At 37.7% G+C, this 20,079-nt stretch carries 18 protein-coding genes and 1 riboswitch; of the genes, 8 read left to right on the plus strand and 10 right to left on the minus strand.

Going from position 1 to position 20,079, the window contains the following annotated elements; translation table 11 throughout:
• Nucleotides 1-23: 23 nt before the first annotated feature.
• On the minus strand, nucleotides 24-680 hold the full coding sequence (locus AAHB12_RS16505; RefSeq protein ID WP_342046079.1) for a hypothetical protein: 657 nt from the start codon (nucleotides 678-680) through the stop codon (nucleotides 24-26).
• Between the two features lie 21 nt (nucleotides 681-701).
• Nucleotides 702-1,151, minus strand: coding sequence for a PP2C family protein-serine/threonine phosphatase (locus AAHB12_RS16510; protein WP_342046080.1), 450 nt, complete (start codon nucleotides 1,149-1,151; stop codon nucleotides 702-704).
• 90 nt (nucleotides 1,152-1,241) lie between these two features.
• On the opposite strand from AAHB12_RS16510, the gene AAHB12_RS16515 reads away from it, so the two are divergent.
• Nucleotides 1,242-1,352 (plus strand): hypothetical protein, encoded by a 111-nt coding sequence (locus AAHB12_RS16515; protein WP_410775547.1) that lies wholly within the window; start codon nucleotides 1,242-1,244, stop codon nucleotides 1,350-1,352.
• Nucleotides 1,353-1,522: 170 nt separating this feature from the next.
• On the opposite strand, the gene AAHB12_RS16520 is transcribed toward AAHB12_RS16515, so the two are convergent.
• The 5 genes from AAHB12_RS16520 to AAHB12_RS16540 form a co-directional block, all read right to left on the minus strand.
• The gene (locus AAHB12_RS16520; protein WP_342046081.1) at nucleotides 1,523-3,601 is read right to left on the minus strand and encodes a TcaA NTF2-like domain-containing protein; all 2,079 of its coding nucleotides are present in this window, start codon (nucleotides 3,599-3,601) and stop codon (nucleotides 1,523-1,525) included.
• Between the two features lie 170 nt (nucleotides 3,602-3,771).
• Nucleotides 3,772-5,250 carry an Hsp70 family protein gene (locus AAHB12_RS16525; protein ID WP_342046082.1) on the minus strand — a complete coding sequence of 493 codons (1,479 nt, stop codon included), beginning with the start codon at nucleotides 5,248-5,250 and terminating at the stop codon, nucleotides 3,772-3,774.
• Nucleotides 5,234-6,286 (minus strand): nucleotide exchange factor GrpE, encoded by a 1,053-nt coding sequence (gene grpE / locus AAHB12_RS16530; protein ID WP_342046083.1) that lies wholly within the window; start codon nucleotides 6,284-6,286, stop codon nucleotides 5,234-5,236. The genes AAHB12_RS16525 and grpE overlap by 17 nt, the downstream gene beginning before the upstream one ends.
• A gap of 10 nt (nucleotides 6,287-6,296) precedes the next feature.
• On the minus strand, nucleotides 6,297-7,886 hold the full coding sequence (locus AAHB12_RS16535) for an Hsp70 family protein (protein WP_342046084.1): 1,590 nt from the start codon (nucleotides 7,884-7,886) through the stop codon (nucleotides 6,297-6,299).
• Nucleotides 7,887-7,889: 3 nt separating this feature from the next.
• The gene (locus AAHB12_RS16540) at nucleotides 7,890-9,419 is read right to left on the minus strand and encodes an Hsp70 family protein (protein WP_342046085.1); all 1,530 of its coding nucleotides are present in this window, start codon (nucleotides 9,417-9,419) and stop codon (nucleotides 7,890-7,892) included.
• Nucleotides 9,420-10,075: 656 nt separating this feature from the next.
• On the opposite strand from AAHB12_RS16540, the gene AAHB12_RS16545 reads away from it, so the two are divergent.
• From AAHB12_RS16545 to AAHB12_RS16555, 3 genes are all read left to right on the plus strand, one after another.
• Entirely contained in the window at nucleotides 10,076-10,861 is a 786-nt protein-coding gene (locus AAHB12_RS16545) for a transporter substrate-binding domain-containing protein (RefSeq protein ID WP_342046086.1), read from the plus strand.
• 176 nt (nucleotides 10,862-11,037) lie between these two features.
• Nucleotides 11,038-11,682 (plus strand): amino acid ABC transporter permease, encoded by a 645-nt coding sequence (locus AAHB12_RS16550; protein WP_129725988.1) that lies wholly within the window; start codon nucleotides 11,038-11,040, stop codon nucleotides 11,680-11,682.
• Nucleotides 11,679-12,407: an amino acid ABC transporter ATP-binding protein gene (locus tag AAHB12_RS16555; protein WP_342046087.1), complete on the plus strand. Its 729-nt coding sequence runs from the start codon at nucleotides 11,679-11,681 to the stop codon at nucleotides 12,405-12,407. Before AAHB12_RS16550 ends, AAHB12_RS16555 begins: the two co-directional genes overlap by 4 nt.
• A gap of 86 nt (nucleotides 12,408-12,493) precedes the next feature.
• Here the strand turns inward: AAHB12_RS16555 and AAHB12_RS16560 are convergent, their stop codons facing one another.
• Entirely contained in the window at nucleotides 12,494-12,631 is a 138-nt protein-coding gene (locus AAHB12_RS16560; RefSeq protein WP_165350631.1) for a hypothetical protein, read from the minus strand.
• A gap of 434 nt (nucleotides 12,632-13,065) precedes the next feature.
• On the opposite strand from AAHB12_RS16560, the gene yhfH reads away from it, so the two are divergent.
• The 3 genes from yhfH to guaC all read left to right on the plus strand — a co-directional run bounded on the left by yhfH (nucleotide 13,066) and on the right by guaC (nucleotide 16,291).
• Entirely contained in the window at nucleotides 13,066-13,194 is a 129-nt protein-coding gene (gene yhfH, locus AAHB12_RS16565) for a protein YhfH (RefSeq protein ID WP_129725986.1), read from the plus strand.
• A gap of 694 nt (nucleotides 13,195-13,888) precedes the next feature.
• Entirely contained in the window at nucleotides 13,889-14,743 is an 855-nt protein-coding gene (locus AAHB12_RS16570) for an HAD family hydrolase (RefSeq protein ID WP_342046088.1), read from the plus strand.
• Between the two features lie 327 nt (nucleotides 14,744-15,070).
• Nucleotides 15,071-15,170, plus strand: a riboswitch (purine riboswitch).
• A 140-nt stretch (nucleotides 15,171-15,310) separates the two neighbouring features.
• The gene (guaC, locus tag AAHB12_RS16575) at nucleotides 15,311-16,291 is read left to right on the plus strand and encodes a GMP reductase (protein WP_342046089.1); all 981 of its coding nucleotides are present in this window, start codon (nucleotides 15,311-15,313) and stop codon (nucleotides 16,289-16,291) included.
• Between the two features lie 401 nt (nucleotides 16,292-16,692).
• Here the strand turns inward: guaC and AAHB12_RS16580 are convergent, their stop codons facing one another.
• Nucleotides 16,693-17,406 carry a DUF554 domain-containing protein gene (locus AAHB12_RS16580; RefSeq protein ID WP_129725983.1) on the minus strand — a complete coding sequence of 238 codons (714 nt, stop codon included), beginning with the start codon at nucleotides 17,404-17,406 and terminating at the stop codon, nucleotides 16,693-16,695.
• 125 nt (nucleotides 17,407-17,531) lie between these two features.
• Between AAHB12_RS16580 and AAHB12_RS16585 the strand changes: the two genes are divergently transcribed.
• Nucleotides 17,532-18,419, plus strand: coding sequence for a LysR family transcriptional regulator (locus AAHB12_RS16585; protein ID WP_342046090.1), 888 nt, complete (start codon nucleotides 17,532-17,534; stop codon nucleotides 18,417-18,419).
• A 41-nt stretch (nucleotides 18,420-18,460) separates the two neighbouring features.
• On the opposite strand, the gene AAHB12_RS16590 is transcribed toward AAHB12_RS16585, so the two are convergent.
• Nucleotides 18,461-19,675, minus strand: a complete 1,215-nt coding sequence (locus tag AAHB12_RS16590; protein ID WP_342046091.1) for a translocation protein TolB — start codon at nucleotides 19,673-19,675, stop codon at nucleotides 18,461-18,463.
• Nucleotides 19,676-20,079: the final 404 nt, after the last annotated feature.

Raw genomic sequence — 20,079 nt, forward strand, 5'->3', positions numbered from 1 at the left:
TATACCTCCTAAGCAGAAAAGGATCAGCCGAACTTTTCTATCAGATTAATCCCATAAGGAATCATAAAAGCTCCTATCTCCATAAGATCTGTAATTGATGTTATCTTTATATTCATTACCACCTTAAGGTTTTTGTCTGATATTTCTACATCCTGAAATTGCATTGCTTTAGGAAGAGTTTTGAATAAAACGATCTGATCGCCAACTATTTCTACAGAAGGAATATCTCCTAAGTTGATTCTGCTCAAAATGAGCGAAGAGGGCAGAGGTAACCGTCCCATTTTACTGTCAATGACTTGTAGGGATAGCACACCATTTGAAACCTTTGGCTTTAATTCAATGATATATTGAGTTTTAAGGAACCCTAACTTCTTATTTACATGTAATGTAATAAGGTTTGGTTTAAGTTCAAGCTCTATTTCCTCTATCCCTTGATCCGCAAGCTGAATTTGATATTTAATAAATTCATTCAAAAGCTTTTCGGAAAACTGATAGTTGATTTGAAATTCTGATTGACTACGTTGCACAACTGAATTTTTTCCCTGGGCACCTTTAAGCAGGGATTGAAGAGTAGTACCCTTATACTTCGTTTTTTCAAGCTCCTTTACTGGAGAAATCAGGTAAGTAAATACACCAAGCAAGCATAAAAGCAAGCTGCTAATTAAAACATACTTTTTCATTGACAACTCCCCTCTTATCTATCAAATTTGAACGGCGATAATTGACATATTATCATCGGCTTGATTCTGAAAAGCAATGGAAACACATTTTTTACAAATTTCGTCCAATTCCTGATTGGTATACGTTCTCTCTGTAGAAAATAACTCTATCATTTTATCCTCAGATAAAAAGTTATATACACCATCTGAACAGATTAAGTAGATATCATGATCCTCTACGAGCTCCTTAGCAAAATAAGGAGCTATTTTCTCTGCTCCCCCTATCCCTTTCGTTAAAACGTGCTTTTGCTTATGCTCGTTTAATTGTTTTTCATTAATTATGCCAAGCTCAAACTGTGACCAGGCTACTGTATGGACCTTAAACAATAATGTTAGTTTCTTATCTCTTATTCTAAAAATCTTTGTATCTCCTACATTACTAATAATCATTCGATATCCTACAATATTGATCATGGATAAGGTTGTTACCATAACCTTTCAGAAGACCTACTATATGAATAAGTATGATCATTAGGATTTAACTGGTCACGCGTTCCAGTGATTTTACCCGAAATTGGATTTATGAGTAATCCTGAGGAAGATCAAAAGCTATCTGATGCAAAATATTTAACAAACTTAATGGAACTCATGGCAGCGGGAATAGAAGAATATGCACTATCCAAGCAAGGATAAGAAGAGAACTTCTTTTCGGGGTATCTATTTAAAACTATAAGCAAGTCCGTAACTAAAGTTTGAGCCGCCAAAACATATATTAAGAAGAATCATAAAAGAACATATGAATAAAATGAAAAGAACTCTCCTGGAGAGTTCTTTTCTGCATTGTAGGAAGGTCCAGAATGAAACTAATGATCTGCACTCTCTTCATCCACCGGCCCGGTTTTCAACTGTTCATGGATGAGTAGCTGACCATCGGACTGTATGAGTACATATTCATTATTAATGGTTTTCACTTCCTTTTTTCCGTCACTATCCGTAAGACGGTACTTCTCAGAAACCATCACTTTATAGCTTGTCTCATCTAGTTTGGTAAAATCACCAACTCTATATGTCAGCAACTCTTCCGAAGTGTCATTACTGCGTAAGGCTTGAATATGGTTAGAGACATTTTGATAGACTGCTGCATTGGGATCAAGTAATTCTTCTACGTAAGAAAAGTCACGCTGCCCGAGCGCTTCTCCCCATGTCTTCATATATTCTGCCATAAACGCAGAAATATCCTCTTTTGTAATAGCTTCCTCACTGGCGGATTCTGATTTTCCCATGCTGTCTTGAACAGAATCCGCCGCCGCCTGTTCATATGACCTCTTATTAATAGCTAATTGATCATCCGCTAATACCTTTACGATGTAAACACCGTTAAACACCTTGGTTTCTTTTTGACTATTGCTATCGATAAAATCATACTTTTCAGACGTTGAAACTTGATAAGTTGACGAATCGATCTGCAGAATAGCACTTATGTCAAAGTTCAACATTTTTTCCTTTATCCCATTGCTTTCGACCTGATTTTGATCATCGAACAATTCTTGATAAACAGGACCATCTGTATCTAGCAAATCTTCCACAACAAAAAAATTGTGCTCGTTTAATGCTTTCATTCTTAAAGTAGCATATTCCTGCATAAATGCTTCTACATCCTTTTTTGTATACGCAACTGGAGCACTCTTTTCCTCAGTTTCTTCCTCCTGTATATCTGTTTGTTCCTCATCATCATTTCCCTCTGTTTGTTCATCCGGTATTGCAACTGGTTGCTCTTGCTCCTCAAAGGAAGGTAACGACTCTACAGCAACGGGCCGTTCCTCTGAAGTTTTTACCCTTGGAAAGATCGAGTTAGGGGACCATCCATGATCTGATAATAAAGCGATGGCTCCTGCCATACCGACAATAAGAATCCATGGCCAGGGATTTTTCCGTTTCACTCGCTGTTTAGTCCGTGTTTTTGCCTCATGGGGGGAGTTCGTTTTCTTGAAAGGGATACGTATCTCCTCGGACTGCCAACTCTGCTCGCCTTTCCTCTTCGAAGACAGACCTGATATTTCGTCTGGTTTGATTTGTTTTCTTGTATCATGAACAGCCCCTGTTTTATTAGGAGCTATACGTACTTCCTTATCCCTCTCCAAAGCTAGACCTGATACTTCCTCTGGTTTGATTCGTTTTCCTGCAGCCTGATGAAGAGGCATACGCACCTCCTCAGACTGCCAAACATGCTCGCTTTCTCTCTTCGAAGCTTGACTTGATATTTCCTCTGCTAAGCTTAGCTCCCCTTTTTCAACGAGCCCGCCTTTTATTTGCTCGTTCTTTATAGTTCTTGACTGCTCCTCCTTCCATATGATTGCTTCGAATTCTTCTATGGTTTTTGGATTCTCAGTCTTTAGATTTCGCATGATCTCAGGATGTAAGCTAGCGTATTGACAAATTACATTGATTAGTTGCCTAATATCCGAAATCATATCGGCTTGTCCGCTTCCATAAATGGCTTTTGATTCTCCGGCACCATACAAAATAACGCGTCCTTTATTCGTAAGCCAGATATTCTCAGCACAAACCGATCCATGGACCATTTTCTTTTGATGAAGATGATACACAGCATCAATTAGCTGCAAAATTTCATCTCGTCCAATGGTTCCTTTCCTCGCTAGTGTGTTCCCTTGCTCCCCTTCCAGTATGGTATATAACCGAAACTCATCTATCATATTAATAGAAAAAACCCGGGGCAAATGTTTAAAGTTTGTAATGGTCAATTGGTATCGCTCATAAATGTTATACCAATTATCCGGCTGAAAGCCATTTCGTTGGCTGGATGCATCTAGTAATCTTAAAATATAACGTTGACCATCAGCCAAACTCGTTACTTCATATACGGACAAGCCGTGTTTATTCGCGAAAATCTCCCTTTCTAGCTTATAACCATCTATTCTCAACGTGCATCACCACACCTTTTAGGCAGAACATTTTGTAAAAGGAGTATCTCAAAATACCTGTCTCTCTATTTCTCCATATATTTGACAATAGCTAGTATCTCGGTAAAAGACTTAGTGCACTTGTGTGATGATTGACGCCTTTCATCCACGGTCAATGCATTCATATTCATTTATGTCAGTTTAACACTTTCAATCTTCCGAATATTGCTTTCCTTTTGTACAACAGTCACCGAAACGCTTTGCTGCTGATTGATCCGAAACGTAACATGAATGTCCAGCTCTCCTGCAGGATATTTCTTTAACCCGGAAACACGAATGGTTCCGATTTTTTTGTTGTTTTTCGTAAATTGTGAAGAACCCTGATACACATCAATGTCTACTTCCTCACAATAATCAACATTCGTTGTAAATATGCGCGATGCTTCACATGGAGTTTGACGATTGCTCGGGATTAACACACTGAACCGCCCGTCCCCTAACCCTACGCCAAGTGCATGAGCAGTGGCTGTCTTAATATCAATTTTTTTTGCCCATTGAATCCGTTCGTCTAAAAAAGCTGCATAGATACTTGCTCCTTCCGCAACACAAAGATCCGGATCGATATTTCCGAAGATTTTATCCGCACCAATCTTTTTGGAAAGCAGCTCATCAATTTTGGGAATGCGGCTTGATCCTCCAACTTTTATCACACGGTTAATATCATTTCTAGACAACGAAGCGTTTTCAATCACGTTGTCGATAATCACATCCATTTTGGCAAAATAACTCCCTATACACTGCTCAAACTCTTTTCGTTCAATTTCTATTTCAATATGCTGTCCCGGTAATATATTTGGTTTAATAATATCAGTGTATTCTTCATAAGATAATATTTCCTTTGCCTCTTTTGCCGCTTCCATAAAAGCCGCTTCTACTTTAATCTTGCTTTCATGAGAAAGTCCTGAAACATCGATTCCCGCCTTCTCTTTAATCAACTCTGCAAAGCTTTTATCAAAATCTAAGCCTCCAAGACGGTCATCTCCCCCTGTCGCAAGCACCTCAAACGTTAATTTTTCTAGACTGTTTAGTAAACGGAAGATCGTTAAATCAAAAGTGCCTCCGCCTAAATCAAATACCATAATTACCTCATCACGCATGGTTTCTTCTTCATGAATTCCGTATGCAAGCGCTGCTGCAACAGGTTCTTGAATGATGCCTAACACATTGAGGCCAGCTAACGAAGCCGCTTCTGATGTGTTTGTACATTGAAGGGCCGTAAAATAGTATGGAACAGTTACGACAACACCTGCAGGATTAAATCCCGGTGTTGTTTTTTCCGCATACTCATACACATCTCGTAAAATCATGGAAGAAATTTCAATCGGTGTAAACTCTTTACTGCCAAGACGGATTTTTTGTGTACCATTGTCCATCATTCGCTTCACGCCAATTACTGCATTTTCCGGGTCGATCAGTGCGCGTTTTAAGGCAAGGTTTCCGACTAATGGCTTATCTTGGCGCTCGTCATAGTAAACAGCCGATGCCCAGGTATATTCTCTTCTTGGATTCTGGTATACTTTTGGCCCTTTCTCCGTCCACCTCGCAATTGCCGAATAGGTCGTGCCTAAATCAATGCCAAGGACTGGTTTCTTTTCATTGTCCACTCTCATCGCTCGTCCCTCTTTGCTCCTCTATTATGTTTTGCACTTTATTTTTAACAACAATCACCTGAGCAGGTCGAATGAGAAAGGCGTTTTGATTAAAAATCATTTTCTGATACAGTAAACCATACCGAACAACTTCTTTTATCTGTTCGTTTTGATAATTAAAGTCTTCCACTACTCCAATTGGATCATGATGATATTCATCAAATATATCCCCTACAGCTGGCGCAAATAACGTAACAGCAAATTGATCAAAAAGAACCTGAAGCTCTGATAGCAATACATTATAAATCATGAGCCACTCTTCTACTTTCTCAATCTGCTCATATCCAGCTTCTCTTAGCTCCGCTGTTAAGTCCATTGCATAATGCTTTCCGCTGTATAAGCCATCCATAATCGGAGCTACGCCTTTCTCCATGAATGTCACAAATCTTTTTTCAGCTGTTTCAATAGCGCTGTCTAACTCGTCCACTATGCCGCGATTGAAAAGAATAGTTTCTTCCATTATATTGTGGACGGTATTGGCCCCTTGTTCTAGGGTAAACTCAAGATATTCTTGTTCACCTGCCGGAACCTTTGCATCTTTGTTCCCCACGGCTTTGTCAACCTTCACATCGCCTACGGACTCCTTACATACCCCATCTTTTTCTAGATGTAATGGGGGATCTTGTAAGGCTCCCTCTTTTAGAGCCTTCCATCGGCTGATTGATAGCCTATCTGCCAATCCTTCCTCGAATATGAATGCTGCATTGCCAGCTTCTAACGGCTTTTCAGGATTAAGCTTCCGGAACAGCCGATTTACGCTTTTGACAGATAAGCGAATGCCTTCACGCCGATTATTTAGTTTTTCTTTTATCTCGTCCTCAAATTGTCCACTAACTCCCCACTGCTCATAATACTGTTCAAAGGACATCATTAATCTCTTCACTTCTTGCTCCAACTGCTGAAACTGCTCTTTCCAATTGTCTAATCGTTCTCTTTTCAGCTTATATAATGCTTGAAGTTCATTAAAACTTTCTATTAAACTTTTTAAATTTTTCATATTTAAGTCCCTAGCCTCTTTGAATAGTCATTTGACTTGTAACCTCTTCTGCGCCGTTCAAGGCAGCGTTGACAATAACTTCATTTTGCTGATTCACTTCAAACCGAACCGTAATCCGATGGGTTCCTTTTGGTGCCGACGGAATCCCTACCAGAAAAAATTCTCCGATACAAACACATTGTTGATCGCTCACATATTCAACAATCTCAGGGGTTTGAAAAACTGAAATCCTCATTTCTGTCATATCATCCTCTGATGTACTATAAACCTTCTCCATTAATACAATAGGCTGCTCTTTCGTTAGTTCAATTCCTTTTTCAATAATTGGATTAAAACGCCCGCCGCGAACTTCAATGCCGAGATGATGGGTAACAATATTGTTCATTTCAATCTCCGCATTCGGTTTGTCTTCTTGTTCAACCTCGTTTGTTTCATCCAGCTTGTCTGTCGGCACTCCAAGGCTTGCCCCAAAAATAGCTGCCCCTTGCGCTACTACTGTATCCGGATCAATATTAGCATATGGTTCTTTATTCAATAATTGCTTAATCCTTTGACTGACTAAAGGAATACGGGAAGAGCCCCCTGCTAAAATAACTCGGGAAATATCACGGATATCAAGCTTTGCATTTTCAATAGCTTTTTTCATCGTATGAATGGTTTGTTCAATTAATGGATCGATCGCTCTTTCGAATGCTTCTCTTGTTAATTCATACTCGATATGGTGTATAACGCCAAACTCATCCTTAATGACATTCGCAATCTCAAGCACCGCTACATCAGTCTCGGATAATTCTTTCTTTGCTTGCTCACATGCTTCTTGCAATTTTTGCTGTGCTTCCAACAAGTCAGCAGCCGCTACTCCCTGATCTGCTTCTAAATCGAGTAAATCCAACTTACTTTTTTGTTTAAAGTCCTCAGCTACAAGCTTCATAATGACTCTGTCAATATCATATCCGCCAAGCTTCGGTTCACCTTCCTTTGAGAGGATTGTAAATACGGCCTGCGTCTCCTCCGAAACACTATCTACTTTTAAAATGGATACATCAAATGTTCCGCCCCCGAGATCATACACCATAATGGTTTGATCTCGTCCTGTTTCCATGCCATATGCAATCGCTGCAGCAACCGGCTCCTCAAGCAAATATGTGACGTGAAATCCTGCTAACCCCGCGGCTTCTCTTGTGGCCCGCTTTTTATTGTCATCAAAGTTAGCTGGAACACAAATGACTGCATAGGCCGGTGTCCCTTTTAAATCAATCTCCTCTTGGTTCATAACGTACTCTTTCATTTTCGATAAAATTTCTGCTGATATATCCTCAGGTCGATAGTATCTTCCATAAAATTCTTTTGTCCACTCTGTTCCCATTTCACGCTTAATAAATGAAATCGTATGCTCAGGATCGATTAAGATTCTCCGTTTTGCCGTTTCGCCAACTTGGATATCCCCTTCGGAACGAAAACTAACAACTGACGGAATCGTGCTTTCCTTCCCTAGTCTGATAATATGCGGTGTTCCTTTTCGATAAATGGAAACCGCTGAATTTGAAGTACCTAGATCAATTCCTAATACATATGGGCTATTTTTTTCTACAATCGTCATGTTTTAAACCTCCACTTTATTCGTATCAATTACAATTTTTTTCGGAGTAATCTCTCCTTGAGCAATCATAAGCTTCAGTATATCAAGATCGACTTCTTTCGTTTCCCTGTAGCGAGAAAGAAGCAATGAGCGTCTCCCAATTTCAGCGGTAGAAAATGTTAGAATACCGTTTTCATCGAGCTCAAATAGCGATACAACATTTACATAATATGGACGAATGCTAACAGGCATCTTTAATTCCCCGAGCTTCGCTTCTTCTGCTGGCACCTGTGATTCTGTCCGAAATACTCCCGCCCGAATGGACGGCTGGTAAGGATGCAGCGTTGAACCAATCGTAGCGCCGACACAAGGAAGTTTCGTATTCCTTTTAATCAAATGAAAAACCTTCAATTGTTGGTCTTGCACATCAATCATGTCCACTCCAAATGAATGGGCCGTCACTTCCTCTACTACAATTGGAACAGGTACGGAATCCCTGCTAGGTGCCGACAAATGAGCCGCCATAATGGCCGCACCGTGTGCGACAACTTCATCAACATTGTCTGCGATATATGGTTTTTTGATTTGCTTTGTCACTGCCTCTTGGACTGCTCTCATTCGAGTCGAGCCGCCTACAAGAATGACTCTGCTAATCTCCCTTTTGCTTAAACCGGCTGATTGCAGCACCTCCTCCATTTTTTCGATGGTACGCTGAATCAGCGGCTGAACTGTTTGATTGAACGTATCAATATCTAGCTCCATTTCAATATGAGTACCAAAGATATCCGGCACGACAATGTCTACTACATCACTATCCGATAGCTCTTTCTTCGCTTCTTCAGCGGCTTCTTTGATTCGTTGCAGTGACGAGGACCCTTCCGTATATTGATTAGATCCTGTCTCTGTTTGAATGCTATGGAGTAAATACTGCACAATCATTTCATCAAAATCATCACCACCAAGCACAGTATCTCCATCTACTGCTATGACCTTAAACGAATTGTTTTCTACTTTTAAGATGGAAACATCAAATGTTCCGCCGCCCAAGTCATACACCATAATGGTTTGATTACGTTCTCTATCGAGACCATATGCGATGGCGGCAGCTGTTGGCTCCGCGACGAGACGAAGAACCTTCAATCCAGCTCGTTCCCCTGCTTGTTTCGTCGCTTCACGCTGCTCTTCAGTAAAGTAGGCAGGGATAGTAATAACAGTATCTGTCACCTCTTCCCCCAAATATTTGCTTGCTTCGTTTTTTATTTTTTCAAGAATGTACTGTGCGATATCAATAGGTGTTACTTGTTTATTTTGAATATGGTAGACCTTACTTGGATTACCGATGAATCGTTTAGAGGAGGCCACACTATTTTGCGGATCCATATACAACCGGGACTTGGCTGAGTTTCCTACTAAGATCTGGCCATCGTCTTTGCAAGATACTACTGACGGCAAAATGCTTTTCCCTTCAATCGGAATGCTTTGCACTTTCCCGTTACGGTAAATAGCAGCTGTAGAATTGCTCGTTCCTAAATCTATTCCAATTGCGGTTCCCATGTAATCACTCGTCCTTTGTCCATTTTTTCAATAAGGTGAGCACACTATGACTTTGCTTATCATATGTGTTGCTTCACTACGAAATAACTTAATGGGTTTTAATGAAACTTTGATGAAAAGTTGGGGGTGCGTATCCCATATTTTAAATGGTAAAAACTCCATTTTTTGTTACGTTTTTTAATGACACCATCTTTGTAATTCCAAGAAAAATAAAACGATCATAGCTGTTTTATTCCTTTGCATGGTGATTTACGCAAACAACCCTCCAATCATTTACGGAGTGGGCTACTGATATATATTAGGATTCCGTTTAAAAAGAGCTCTCCTTTCTCCGAGAGGTACAACATGCAGATTTCTCTCCTAGCTTTATCCAAACCAACATCTATATAAGAAGGCTTAAAGAGATAATGTTTGAGAAATCGCTGCTATAAGCAATCACTTTTACAATTCCACCTTTTTGTCAGATTTCCTAACACACTTTCATTCAAATACATTTTTTACACATGTAAAACCTATTTTATTTTTTAATAAATGTAGGTTTCTGTAGGTTTCTGTTTTTTCATGTAGTTTATAAATAAGATAACGTTATATCAAATAACGATATCTGTCATAAAATATGACAACTATCGTTATACATACAGAAAAGGAGAGTTTTTATGAAAAAATCTTATGTGGTTATTTTATGTTTGATGTTGAGCCTACTGTTAGCCGCTTGTAACAGCAGCAAGCAGACACAAGCAACCGGCAGGGAAAATGGTAATACAGAGAACAAAACTTACAAGGTTGGTGTAGACACAACATATCCTCCATTTGAATATCAAGAAAATGGACAATACAAAGGAATTGATATTGATTTAATTAATGAAATAGCTAAAAACCAAGGTTTTAAAATCGAATTAAAACCTATGGACTTTGGAGGAATTATCCCTGCTATGCAGGCAAAGCAGCTGGATGTCGCTATTGCGGGTATGAGTATTACAGATGAACGAAAAAAGGTAGTTGATTTTTCCACACCATATTTTGATGCAGGGTTAGTATTAGTTGTAAAAAAAGAAAATGACAGAATCAAAACTGTTGATGACCTAAAAGGGAAAACAGTAGCAGTAAAAAAAGGGACGACTGGTGCAACATATGTACAAAAACTATCTAGTGAAAAAGGATTTAAAGTTGTTCAATTTAATGATAGCCCTGCAATGTTTCAAGAAGTAACAAATGGAAATGCTGATGTGCTTATAGAAGATTATCCTGTTATTGCATATGCCATTGCTCAAAAAGATCTTGGGCTGAAAATGGTTGGAGATCGTCTAAACGGAGATCAATATGGGATTGCTGTATTAAAAGGGACAAACCAAGAATTACTAGAAAAAATTAATAAAGGTCTCAAAGAGCTGAAAGAGAATGGAAAATACGATGAAATTGTAAGTAAATATCTTAGCAAATAAACAATTTTAAAGAAAACTCGCCGATTGGCGAAGGCAGAGGCGTAGTTGCACTTTGTCCCTAAAATCCCCTGCTGTGTCGAATTAACTTCTAGCTGGAAATTTATACTTTCTTAAATTGAAATAAAAATAAGGCGTGCTGCTCAAGACGCCTTATTTTCTGAAAGGATATGATTAGCGTGGATATAATTAAGAATGTCTTGCCTTATTTATTGGATGGCCTTCAAACAACCCTTTATATTTTTGTTGTAGCAATTACATTAGGTTTTCTTATCGGTTTAATAGTAGCTTTATTTCGATTGTCTTCTTTAAAAGTCCTCAATGGGTTTGCAAAAGTATTTATTGACGCAATTCGCGGCACACCCTTTATCGTGCAACTATTTTTTATTTATTTTGGTTTCAACTCTTTAAATTTGATTTCATTAGATAATACTTCAGCAGGTATCTTTACCGTAGCAATTAATGCAGGCGCCTATTTTGCCGAAATTATTCGGGCAGGTATCCAATCTGTAGATAAGGGACAAACAGAAGCTGCCAGATCACTAGGTTTAACAAGCTTTCAAAATATGATTTATATTGTTTTACCACAAGCATTTAGAAGAATGCTCCCTACCATTACAAATCAGTCCATTATTAGCTTAAAGGATACATCTTTGCTATCGGTTATCGGAATTGCCGACTTAACACAACAAGGTCAAATTCAGGCAGCCGCCACATTTGAAGTATTTAAAATTTGGCTTACAGTAGGCGTTATTTATTTTATCTTCATTTATTTGTTAACGCTGCTAGGCAATTTCTTTGAAAGGAGACTTGTACTAAGATGAGTATTATCATTGTTAAGAATTTAAAAAAGACCTTTGGACAACTTGAAGTTCTAAAGGATATAAATGCAGAGATTGGGGAAAAAGAAGTTGTTTGCGTAATAGGTCCTTCCGGTTCTGGCAAAAGCACATTTCTTCGTTGCCTCAACCGACTTGAGGATATTACAGATGGACAAGTAGTCATAAATAATTATGACATCACAGATCGAAAGATTGACATTAATAAGGTAAGACAGGAAGTAGGAATGGTTTTTCAAAGTTTTAATTTATTTCCGCATAAAACCGTATTAGAAAATATTATGATTGCCCCGATGAAGGTACGCTCTGTCTCAAAAGAAATTGCCAAAGAAAAAGCATTGGAACTGTTAGATAAAGTTGGCTTGCGCGCAAAAGCTCAAAGCTATCCAGGAGAATTATCAGGCGGACAAAAGCAGCGCGTTGCAATCGCTAGAGCATTGGCAATGGAGCCAAAAATCATGCTTTTTGACGAACCCACCTCTGCATTAGATCCGGAAATGGTTGGAGATGTGCTAGAAGTTATGAAACAACTGGCTAACGAAGGTATGACAATGGTTATCGTCACACATGAAATGGGCTTTGCCCGTGAAGTAAGCAACCGTGTTATTTTTATGGATGGTGGTTATATTGTAGAAGAAAATGAGCCAAATGAATTATTTAGTCATCCAAAGCACGAACGAACAAAGGCATTTTTAAGCAAAGTTCTATAATTGAACTACCCCCACCTACTCGCTAACGCCACGTGCTTGAAGTGGGGGTCTTCTGTTGGAAAATGATAAAACTCTAGTCATTAAGCTCACATCCCCCAACCATTCACCAGTACCTTTCCACTTACTGCCGACAGCCTTTCCTGCCACCTTAACCGTACCGTACCACCTATCAAGCCTCCACCAACAGTTCCAGCTCCTTTTCCAATTGAACGAAATATATCCATAGCTATCTCCCCCCATAATTCAAGATTAATTGTTTCCTTTAGGTCTTTTGCTAATCCTTTCGGTAATTTCATTATTGATAATTACTCTTTTTTTAAATTATTGGTTATTTTTCTGTTTTGTATATCCCAATATAAAAAATTAAGATTATAAGTAAATACAATCGCTTTTGGGGTTTATAAAGAAAACTATGACACTATGTGCATTGGCTTTAATTACATTTGAAATCCTATAATCGCCCCTTCCTTCAATCTAATATCGCTCAATATATCAACACCTATCCAAGTAATAAATAAAATTCTCTATGAGTCCTCTAAGCTAAATCTTAATATTATGTAAATTTTTTACAATTATATATAACAGATATTGACTTTGACTATCTGTTATAATACAATCAATTTAACAAACAACTAAACTATAACAGGGGGTAATAAAGATGTTAGATTTAGATTTTTATCATAACTTGCCGGAAAAAAGCTGCCGCGAATGTGGAGATACAATTGAGGAACAACATGAATCATATTTATACGAGTGCGAAAGATGTATTGGAAAACATGAAGAATAAGAAAGCCTATGTTACTGAGTAATTACAGAACAAACTCGAATAATCGTGAGTCATTAAACTACATGAGGTAAAGAAATGGAGCCAGACACAGACGTATGAATCCCCTATTCAATTCTTACAACAGAGTTGGATAGGGGATTTTTATTATGCCTTTTAACGAAAGATGCCTTTATTCCTCTTATGCTTAGCTATCCCATCACACTAATGTTACTCTTCAACATCTGTTCAGAAAATGAATAAAAAGCAAACTGTGAGGCATTTTTTTCAATCGCTCTTTTACTTTTGAATTCTCCAAAAACCTTCTCATCACGATTGCTAAATCTACATTAAAGGATTCCTGTTGTACCACTATAAAGAAAACTCGTCGACTGGCGAGCCCTGCTTTTGGGCGAAGACAGAGGCGTAGCTACACTTATACTTTATTCCTAAAATTTCTCACTACGTCGAATTGGCTTCTAGCCAGAAATTTATACTTTCTTAAAGTGTTAAAAAAATCAGGGAACCTTCACTGACAAATCCCCTTTTTTGAGATCCATTGAATTCAAGCTCCCCCATTTTTTCTTTTTGTACATCTAGCATGGAATCCTTAGACTACAATGCAATTTGATATGTAACACGTATATTCATTGAGATTAGAAATAGCAAAGTGTATACTTGCCCCATAAACTTTTTTTACCAAACAGGGGGAATAGTGGTGACATGTAAACCTAAAGCAATTTTCTTAGACATGGATGGAACGATACTAAACCATCAAAACAAGGTAAGTATTCACACAAAAGAAATCATTGATGACTTGCGAAACCAAGGAATATTCGTTTTTGTAGCTACAGGCAGGGCTGTTGATGAAATAGAGGAATTAGTACCCGAGGGCTTTCAGGTGGATGGGTTCATTACCTCAAATGGGATGGCAGGATATGTTGGAAAGGAAGTCGTATTCAAACATTCACTTTCACTCGAGCTAGTGGAAACCATTATTGAAAAAGCAAGAGAAAACAAGGTGTATTACGAGCTTTTCCCATATGGAACATCTCGAGTTACATTGAAGCAAGATCAACAATATGTTGAAAATGAAATTAGAGATCCAAAGCCAGACAGCGTTGGGATTAATGAATGGCTGTCACGTAAACAGGCAATTAAAGAAGAAATTGATTGGAAAGATAGCATAGAAGCAAATGAATTTTCCAAATTTTATTTTTTTGCCAGAACAAAAGAGCATATAAATAACTGGAAACATGAGCTCGATGAGTTAAAACAAGAAATTGACTTTACTACCTCTATCTCTTCTGACCACAATGTTGAAGTGATGGTTGCGAACGTGAACAAAGCAACAGGGATAAAACAGATGCTACAGCATTTTGATTTGTCCGAGGATGAGACTATGGCGATTGGTGATAGTGATAATGACCTACCGATGTTACAGTTTGTTGGCTATGCTGTAGCCATGAAAAATGCTCAGGATCGCGTTAAAGAAATAGTCCATGATGTAACGGAATTTACTTGTGATGAAGATGGAGTATACCATTACCTTAAATCTAAATTTAAACTATAAAATCAAGTAGTAATTTCAACAGAATGTTATAGAAACAAATGGATTTTGCGAAGCAAATAAAACGGCTCCTTTAAATACTACTGAAAAGTCGGTGACTCCGACTTTTCAGTAGTAACTCCATCCTGTACATTATTATTTTTCCTGCTGATTAGGTTCCTCTCTCTTTCTCATATCATCATGCCTATATCAGAAGACCCTATCACAAACCACTCCAAAAATTACGAATTCCTATTTACCCTCCCCTTAACTCTTAAATTCAACAATAAAGTGAACACAAAAACGAACAATAGTTATTTACAAACGAATAAAGTTCGTTTAAAATAACCTATAGATAAATGACTTATCATTCGTATATTCTTAGTAATACGGACTAAGAGTTTCTACTAGGAACCGAAAATTCCTAACTACGAATGGGTGGGATAACTCTACCCATTTGTAGTTAGGAATTTTTTGTTTTAAGGAGGAATTCCAGAAACATTTAACGTACTACTAAAAAGTAAGTTAAATATTCACTTTCACGGGCAGTTTTATCCACCCTATTCTAATATTGATTTGAGGAGTGTATTTATGGATAACGTGTTTGATTATGAGGATATACAACTAATTCCAGCAAAATCTATTGTAAATAGTCGTTCTGAGTGTGATACATCTGTAACTTTTGGTGGACGAACCTTTAAGTTACCTGTGGTGCCCGCCAATATGCAAACAATTATTGATGAAAAGGTTGCAATTTTCTTAGCAGAAAACGGTTACTTCTATATTATGCACCGTTTTGAACCAAATACACGGCTGACTTTTGTGAAGGAGATGCAATCACGTGGATTGTTTGCATCGATTAGCGTTGGAGTCAAAGAGGAAGAGTATAGATTTGTACAACAATTAGCAAATGAACAGCTTTCACCGGAATATATCACAATCGATATTGCCCATGGACATTCCAATGCGGTAATTCAAATGATTCAACATATTAAAAAATTGTTACCTAACAGTTTTGTGATCGCCGGCAATGTTGGGACTCCTGAAGCTGTTCGTGAGTTGGAAAATGCAGGCGCTGATGCTACGAAAATTGGAATTGGACCAGGGAAGGCGTGCATCACAAAAATTAAGACAGGATTCGGAACTGGCGGTTGGCAGTTAGCCGCACTTCGTTGGTGCGCAAAAGCAGCTAGCAAGCCTATTATTGCAGACGGAGGAATCAGAACTCACGGAGATATTGCAAAATCGGTTCGGTTTGGTGCATCCATGGTTATGATTGGTTCATTATTTGCTGGACATGAAGAATCACCTGGAGAAACAATTGAAAAGGACGGAAAAATATATAAAGAATATTTTGGCTCAGCGTCTGAGTTTCAAAAGGGCGAAAGAAAAAATGTCGAAGGCAAAAAGCTTTTAGTCGAACACAAAGGTTCCTTAATAGACACCCTAACTGAAATGGAGCAAGATCTTCAATCCTCTATATCCTACGCTGGCGGAAATAAATTAGATGCCATTCGCCATGTCGATTATGTTATTGTGAAAAATTCCATTTTTAATGGAGACAGAATTTGATATCCAATAAACTTTAAATTTAAATGAAACTTTATAAAGAAATATACGAAGCATTGGAGTCATATATAGCTTAATTAGACTTTAATGAGAGCAAAAACTGTAAACGAAATATGTATATATTATGTACATTTTTCGTTTACATAATAAGAAATCATCGGGATTCAATGTATCTAAGAGCCTATCAAAACGCCCTCCAGTCAAGTTGACTTGGAGGGCATTGCTTGTTTACATAACCTTCGATGTAGGCAGTTATTGTTTTAAAATGAGTTCATGCAACTAGTCCTGTTCTTTTGTCTTCGCTCATTCTTTTCTATCCTTTATTCCAAGCGGTTGTTCAAGCCAATTATTCTCAACAAATAATTAACGAAAAAGGAAGTCATTTCCTTTGAATGTATGTACCTCTAGAAATGCAAGTTAAAACTGTGAACAATTGAAACAAGTAGTGCAGTCACTACCAATGCAGGAAGAAGGTTAGCTACTTTTATTTTGGTAATCCCTATTAAATTTGAACCTATAGCAATAATCATAATTCCGCCAGTAGCTGTAATTTCTCCAATAAAATGATTCATTAACGCTTGGGGGATAAAATAATCAATTTGGGTTGCAAAAATTGCAATAGAACCTTCATATAAAATAACTGGAATTGCAGAGAATAACACTCCGATTCCCAATGTGGTAGTTAATATGGCTGCTAAAACAGTATCTATAATAGCTTTCGTGTATAACACATCATGATTCCCTCTCATACCACTATCTAAAGCACCAATGATACCCATTGCTCCAACTACGAATATTAAGGTGCCTGTTATAAATCCTTGTGATATGCTTCCTTGTTTACTTGAGCCGACTTTTTTCTCTAACCAACCCCCTAGGCGGTTTATTTTATCTTCTAAGGCAAATAACTCACCAATGATTGCTCCAATGGCAAGGCTTAAAATTACGATCAGAAAATTCTCGGTTTTAAGTCCCATTTGTATTCCCAAGACTATAATAGCTAAACCCATTATATTCATAACAGTGTCCTTCATACTGTCCGGTATCCGACGAAGCAGACTGCCTAATAAAGTACCAACACTTACACCTATTCCGTTTACTAAAGCCCCCAACAAAATCACCTTGTTTCACCTATCCTTTTCTATCTAGTTGTGTTTCTTCAGATTATAGAGGTAAAATACATATAAATAAAATTGAAGTTTTTGATACTTAGCATGAATAAAATTTATGAATAGGGATGATGAAAATGAGTCTCTCAAAATACGAGGTTTTTAACACTGTTGTAGAACTAGGAAGTCTAACTAAAGCTGCGGAGGCCTTAAATTTAACCCAATCTGCTGTTAGTTATTCTCTTGCGAATCTTGAATCCGAGCTTGGATTTTCTCTACTGATTAGAGGGCGGTCTGGTATTACCTTAACAAGTAATGGGCAGAGAATCTTAAAGTATATACGAACAATTCTACATTGGGATGAAAAATTGAAGCAAGAAGCCGCCTCTATTAATGGACTGGAAGTTGGTACAGTTCGGATAGGAGCACCTGCAAGTGTTTGTATTCAATGGCTACCAGCATTGATGAGGTATTTTAAAAAAGAGCATCCTCTGATAGAAATTCAAATTTTTCAAGCAGGCTATCAAGACATTGAAGAGTGGATTACTAACGGTGTTATAGATTTTGGTTTTATTGCTTTACCTACATTAGAATCTTTTGAAACAATACCCCTAAAAAAAGATAGGATATTGTGTATCCTTCCACACAATCATCCTCTTAGTAACCAAGATAAAATCCGTATGGAGCAATTAGAGAAAGAAAGCTTTATTACACTCAAATCAGGTTATAACAACGACATGAAACGAGTATTAAAGGAGACTGGTGTTACTCTTAAAAACAGCTTTGAAATGGTTGATGACCAAGCTATTGTAGCTATGGTCGAAAATGAACTAGGTGTCAGTATCATTCCTGAATTAGTTCTGCAGGGTATGTCACATAATGTTAGAGTTCTTAGTCTAGAGCCAGAACAGCATCGAATCATCAGCATTGCCGCAACATCGCTAAAAGAACTCTCGCCGGCTGCCAAAAAGTCTATCGAATATATCAAGACGTTGTTAGGCATTCAGACCTTCTCTTTTGATTAAGAAGGTCCTAGTTTTAAGAAAAATCAACATTAAAGATTAACTTAGCTATTGAAAAAAATCGGAGCAGAGTCTACATCTTTTAACCAGCGATGTTCTGAACCGTTTATTCCATTCTTAACCCATACATCTCCTTGCTTTCCCTTTTCAGTCTTTCGATACCAAGTAATATATGGCCCAACAACTTGAGGTTGATTATCTATTTCATTTTTCTTTGGAAAGGTAAGCTGCTTTTGTTCTCCTGATTTTATATTGATTATGTACAGGCTTGTAAACATGGTTGGAACTGGTCCCTCTTTCCATTCCTTGTTTTCTTTTGCACGGGCAACAATTACCTTATCTGGAGAGAGCCAATCTACATCAAGGTCAACATATCCTTTAGGCGTATATTCCTTTCGTTCATTCAAGGTTGGAATGTCAGTAATGGCTGTTTTTTTGTTTTCCACAAAAAATCTCCCTTCACCAGATATAAAGGCTAGTTGATTTTTTGTCGGAGCCCATTTTATCCAGTCTTCATACCAGAGCATCTTTCCTACCACTTGAAAGTGATCTCCTGCTGATGATAGTACACATAGTGTATTGCTATCATTGGACCAAGACGCAGTAGGTGTTGCTAGAAAGCTAACCCATTTACCATCAAAGCTCCATTTAAAATATTCAGCATCAATAGCAAATAAGTCCGTTGTATTTGTTTGAATAGTGTAAAAAGGTTTTATTTTATTTGTGTCAAGATTAGCATCTACCGGAACTTTAAAAAGATGAACTGGTTCCCATCCAGTAGGAAGCAACTTAGATTGCGATGAAACAATAAATTCTTTTCCATTTGGAAACCATGCAAAATCACTAACACCCAGAGAAACATTCTCAAAATCTTTTGGGCGTCCATTCTGTGTTTTTGTAACGTTTAGTATACCACCTGAGTTATAAGCTAGTTGATTTGCAATTGGTGACCATTGAAAATTTCTTGCTTCAAGTGATGGATAGGGCTGATAGTTTTCTTTTTCTTTTAAATCATATATAAATAAATATGTTTTTCCACCACGTTCGTCACCGTCTAAATAAGCAATAAACCGGCCATCTTTTGACCACTGGGGAGAGTAAACATATCGACCTGTTGTGAGTGGTATTTCTGTATCTCCCTCTTTTATCCATAGCTGATGGTCCCGTATAAAAGCTGCTTTAAGTGGAACTTCAGCAAAAGCCTTTGTTGCAACATTAAAGCTGATTAATATTATGATTAATAAAATTCTCATTCCCATCAATTATCCCTCCTTGCAATAGGATGCCCTTATTACATGTTGAGATTCGACCATCGAACATCACAACATTGAGCACCGTCCAAGGACAAATGAATCATTTTGTCTATAAAGCTTTCTGTTCCAAGATATGATTCTAAGTGTTAGTTACATAATAGATAAAATTACTTTTTAAGCCCATTATTTCATTAACCTGGCCCATTATTTTATTGAACTGAAAATACACCAAAGAACCCATCCATAACATGTAAGCCAGCAACACGCTCTTCTAATAATATTGCAGCTAAAATGACCGTCTTTATATTTTTACATAAATTACCACATGCTACTACGAATAAATACACCTATTACAATCAAACTAGGAATGTAAGACCATTTCATTATCACCAAATAGGAGATGATACAAC

The sequence above is a fragment of the Bacillus sp. OTU530 genome, assembly GCF_038440375.1.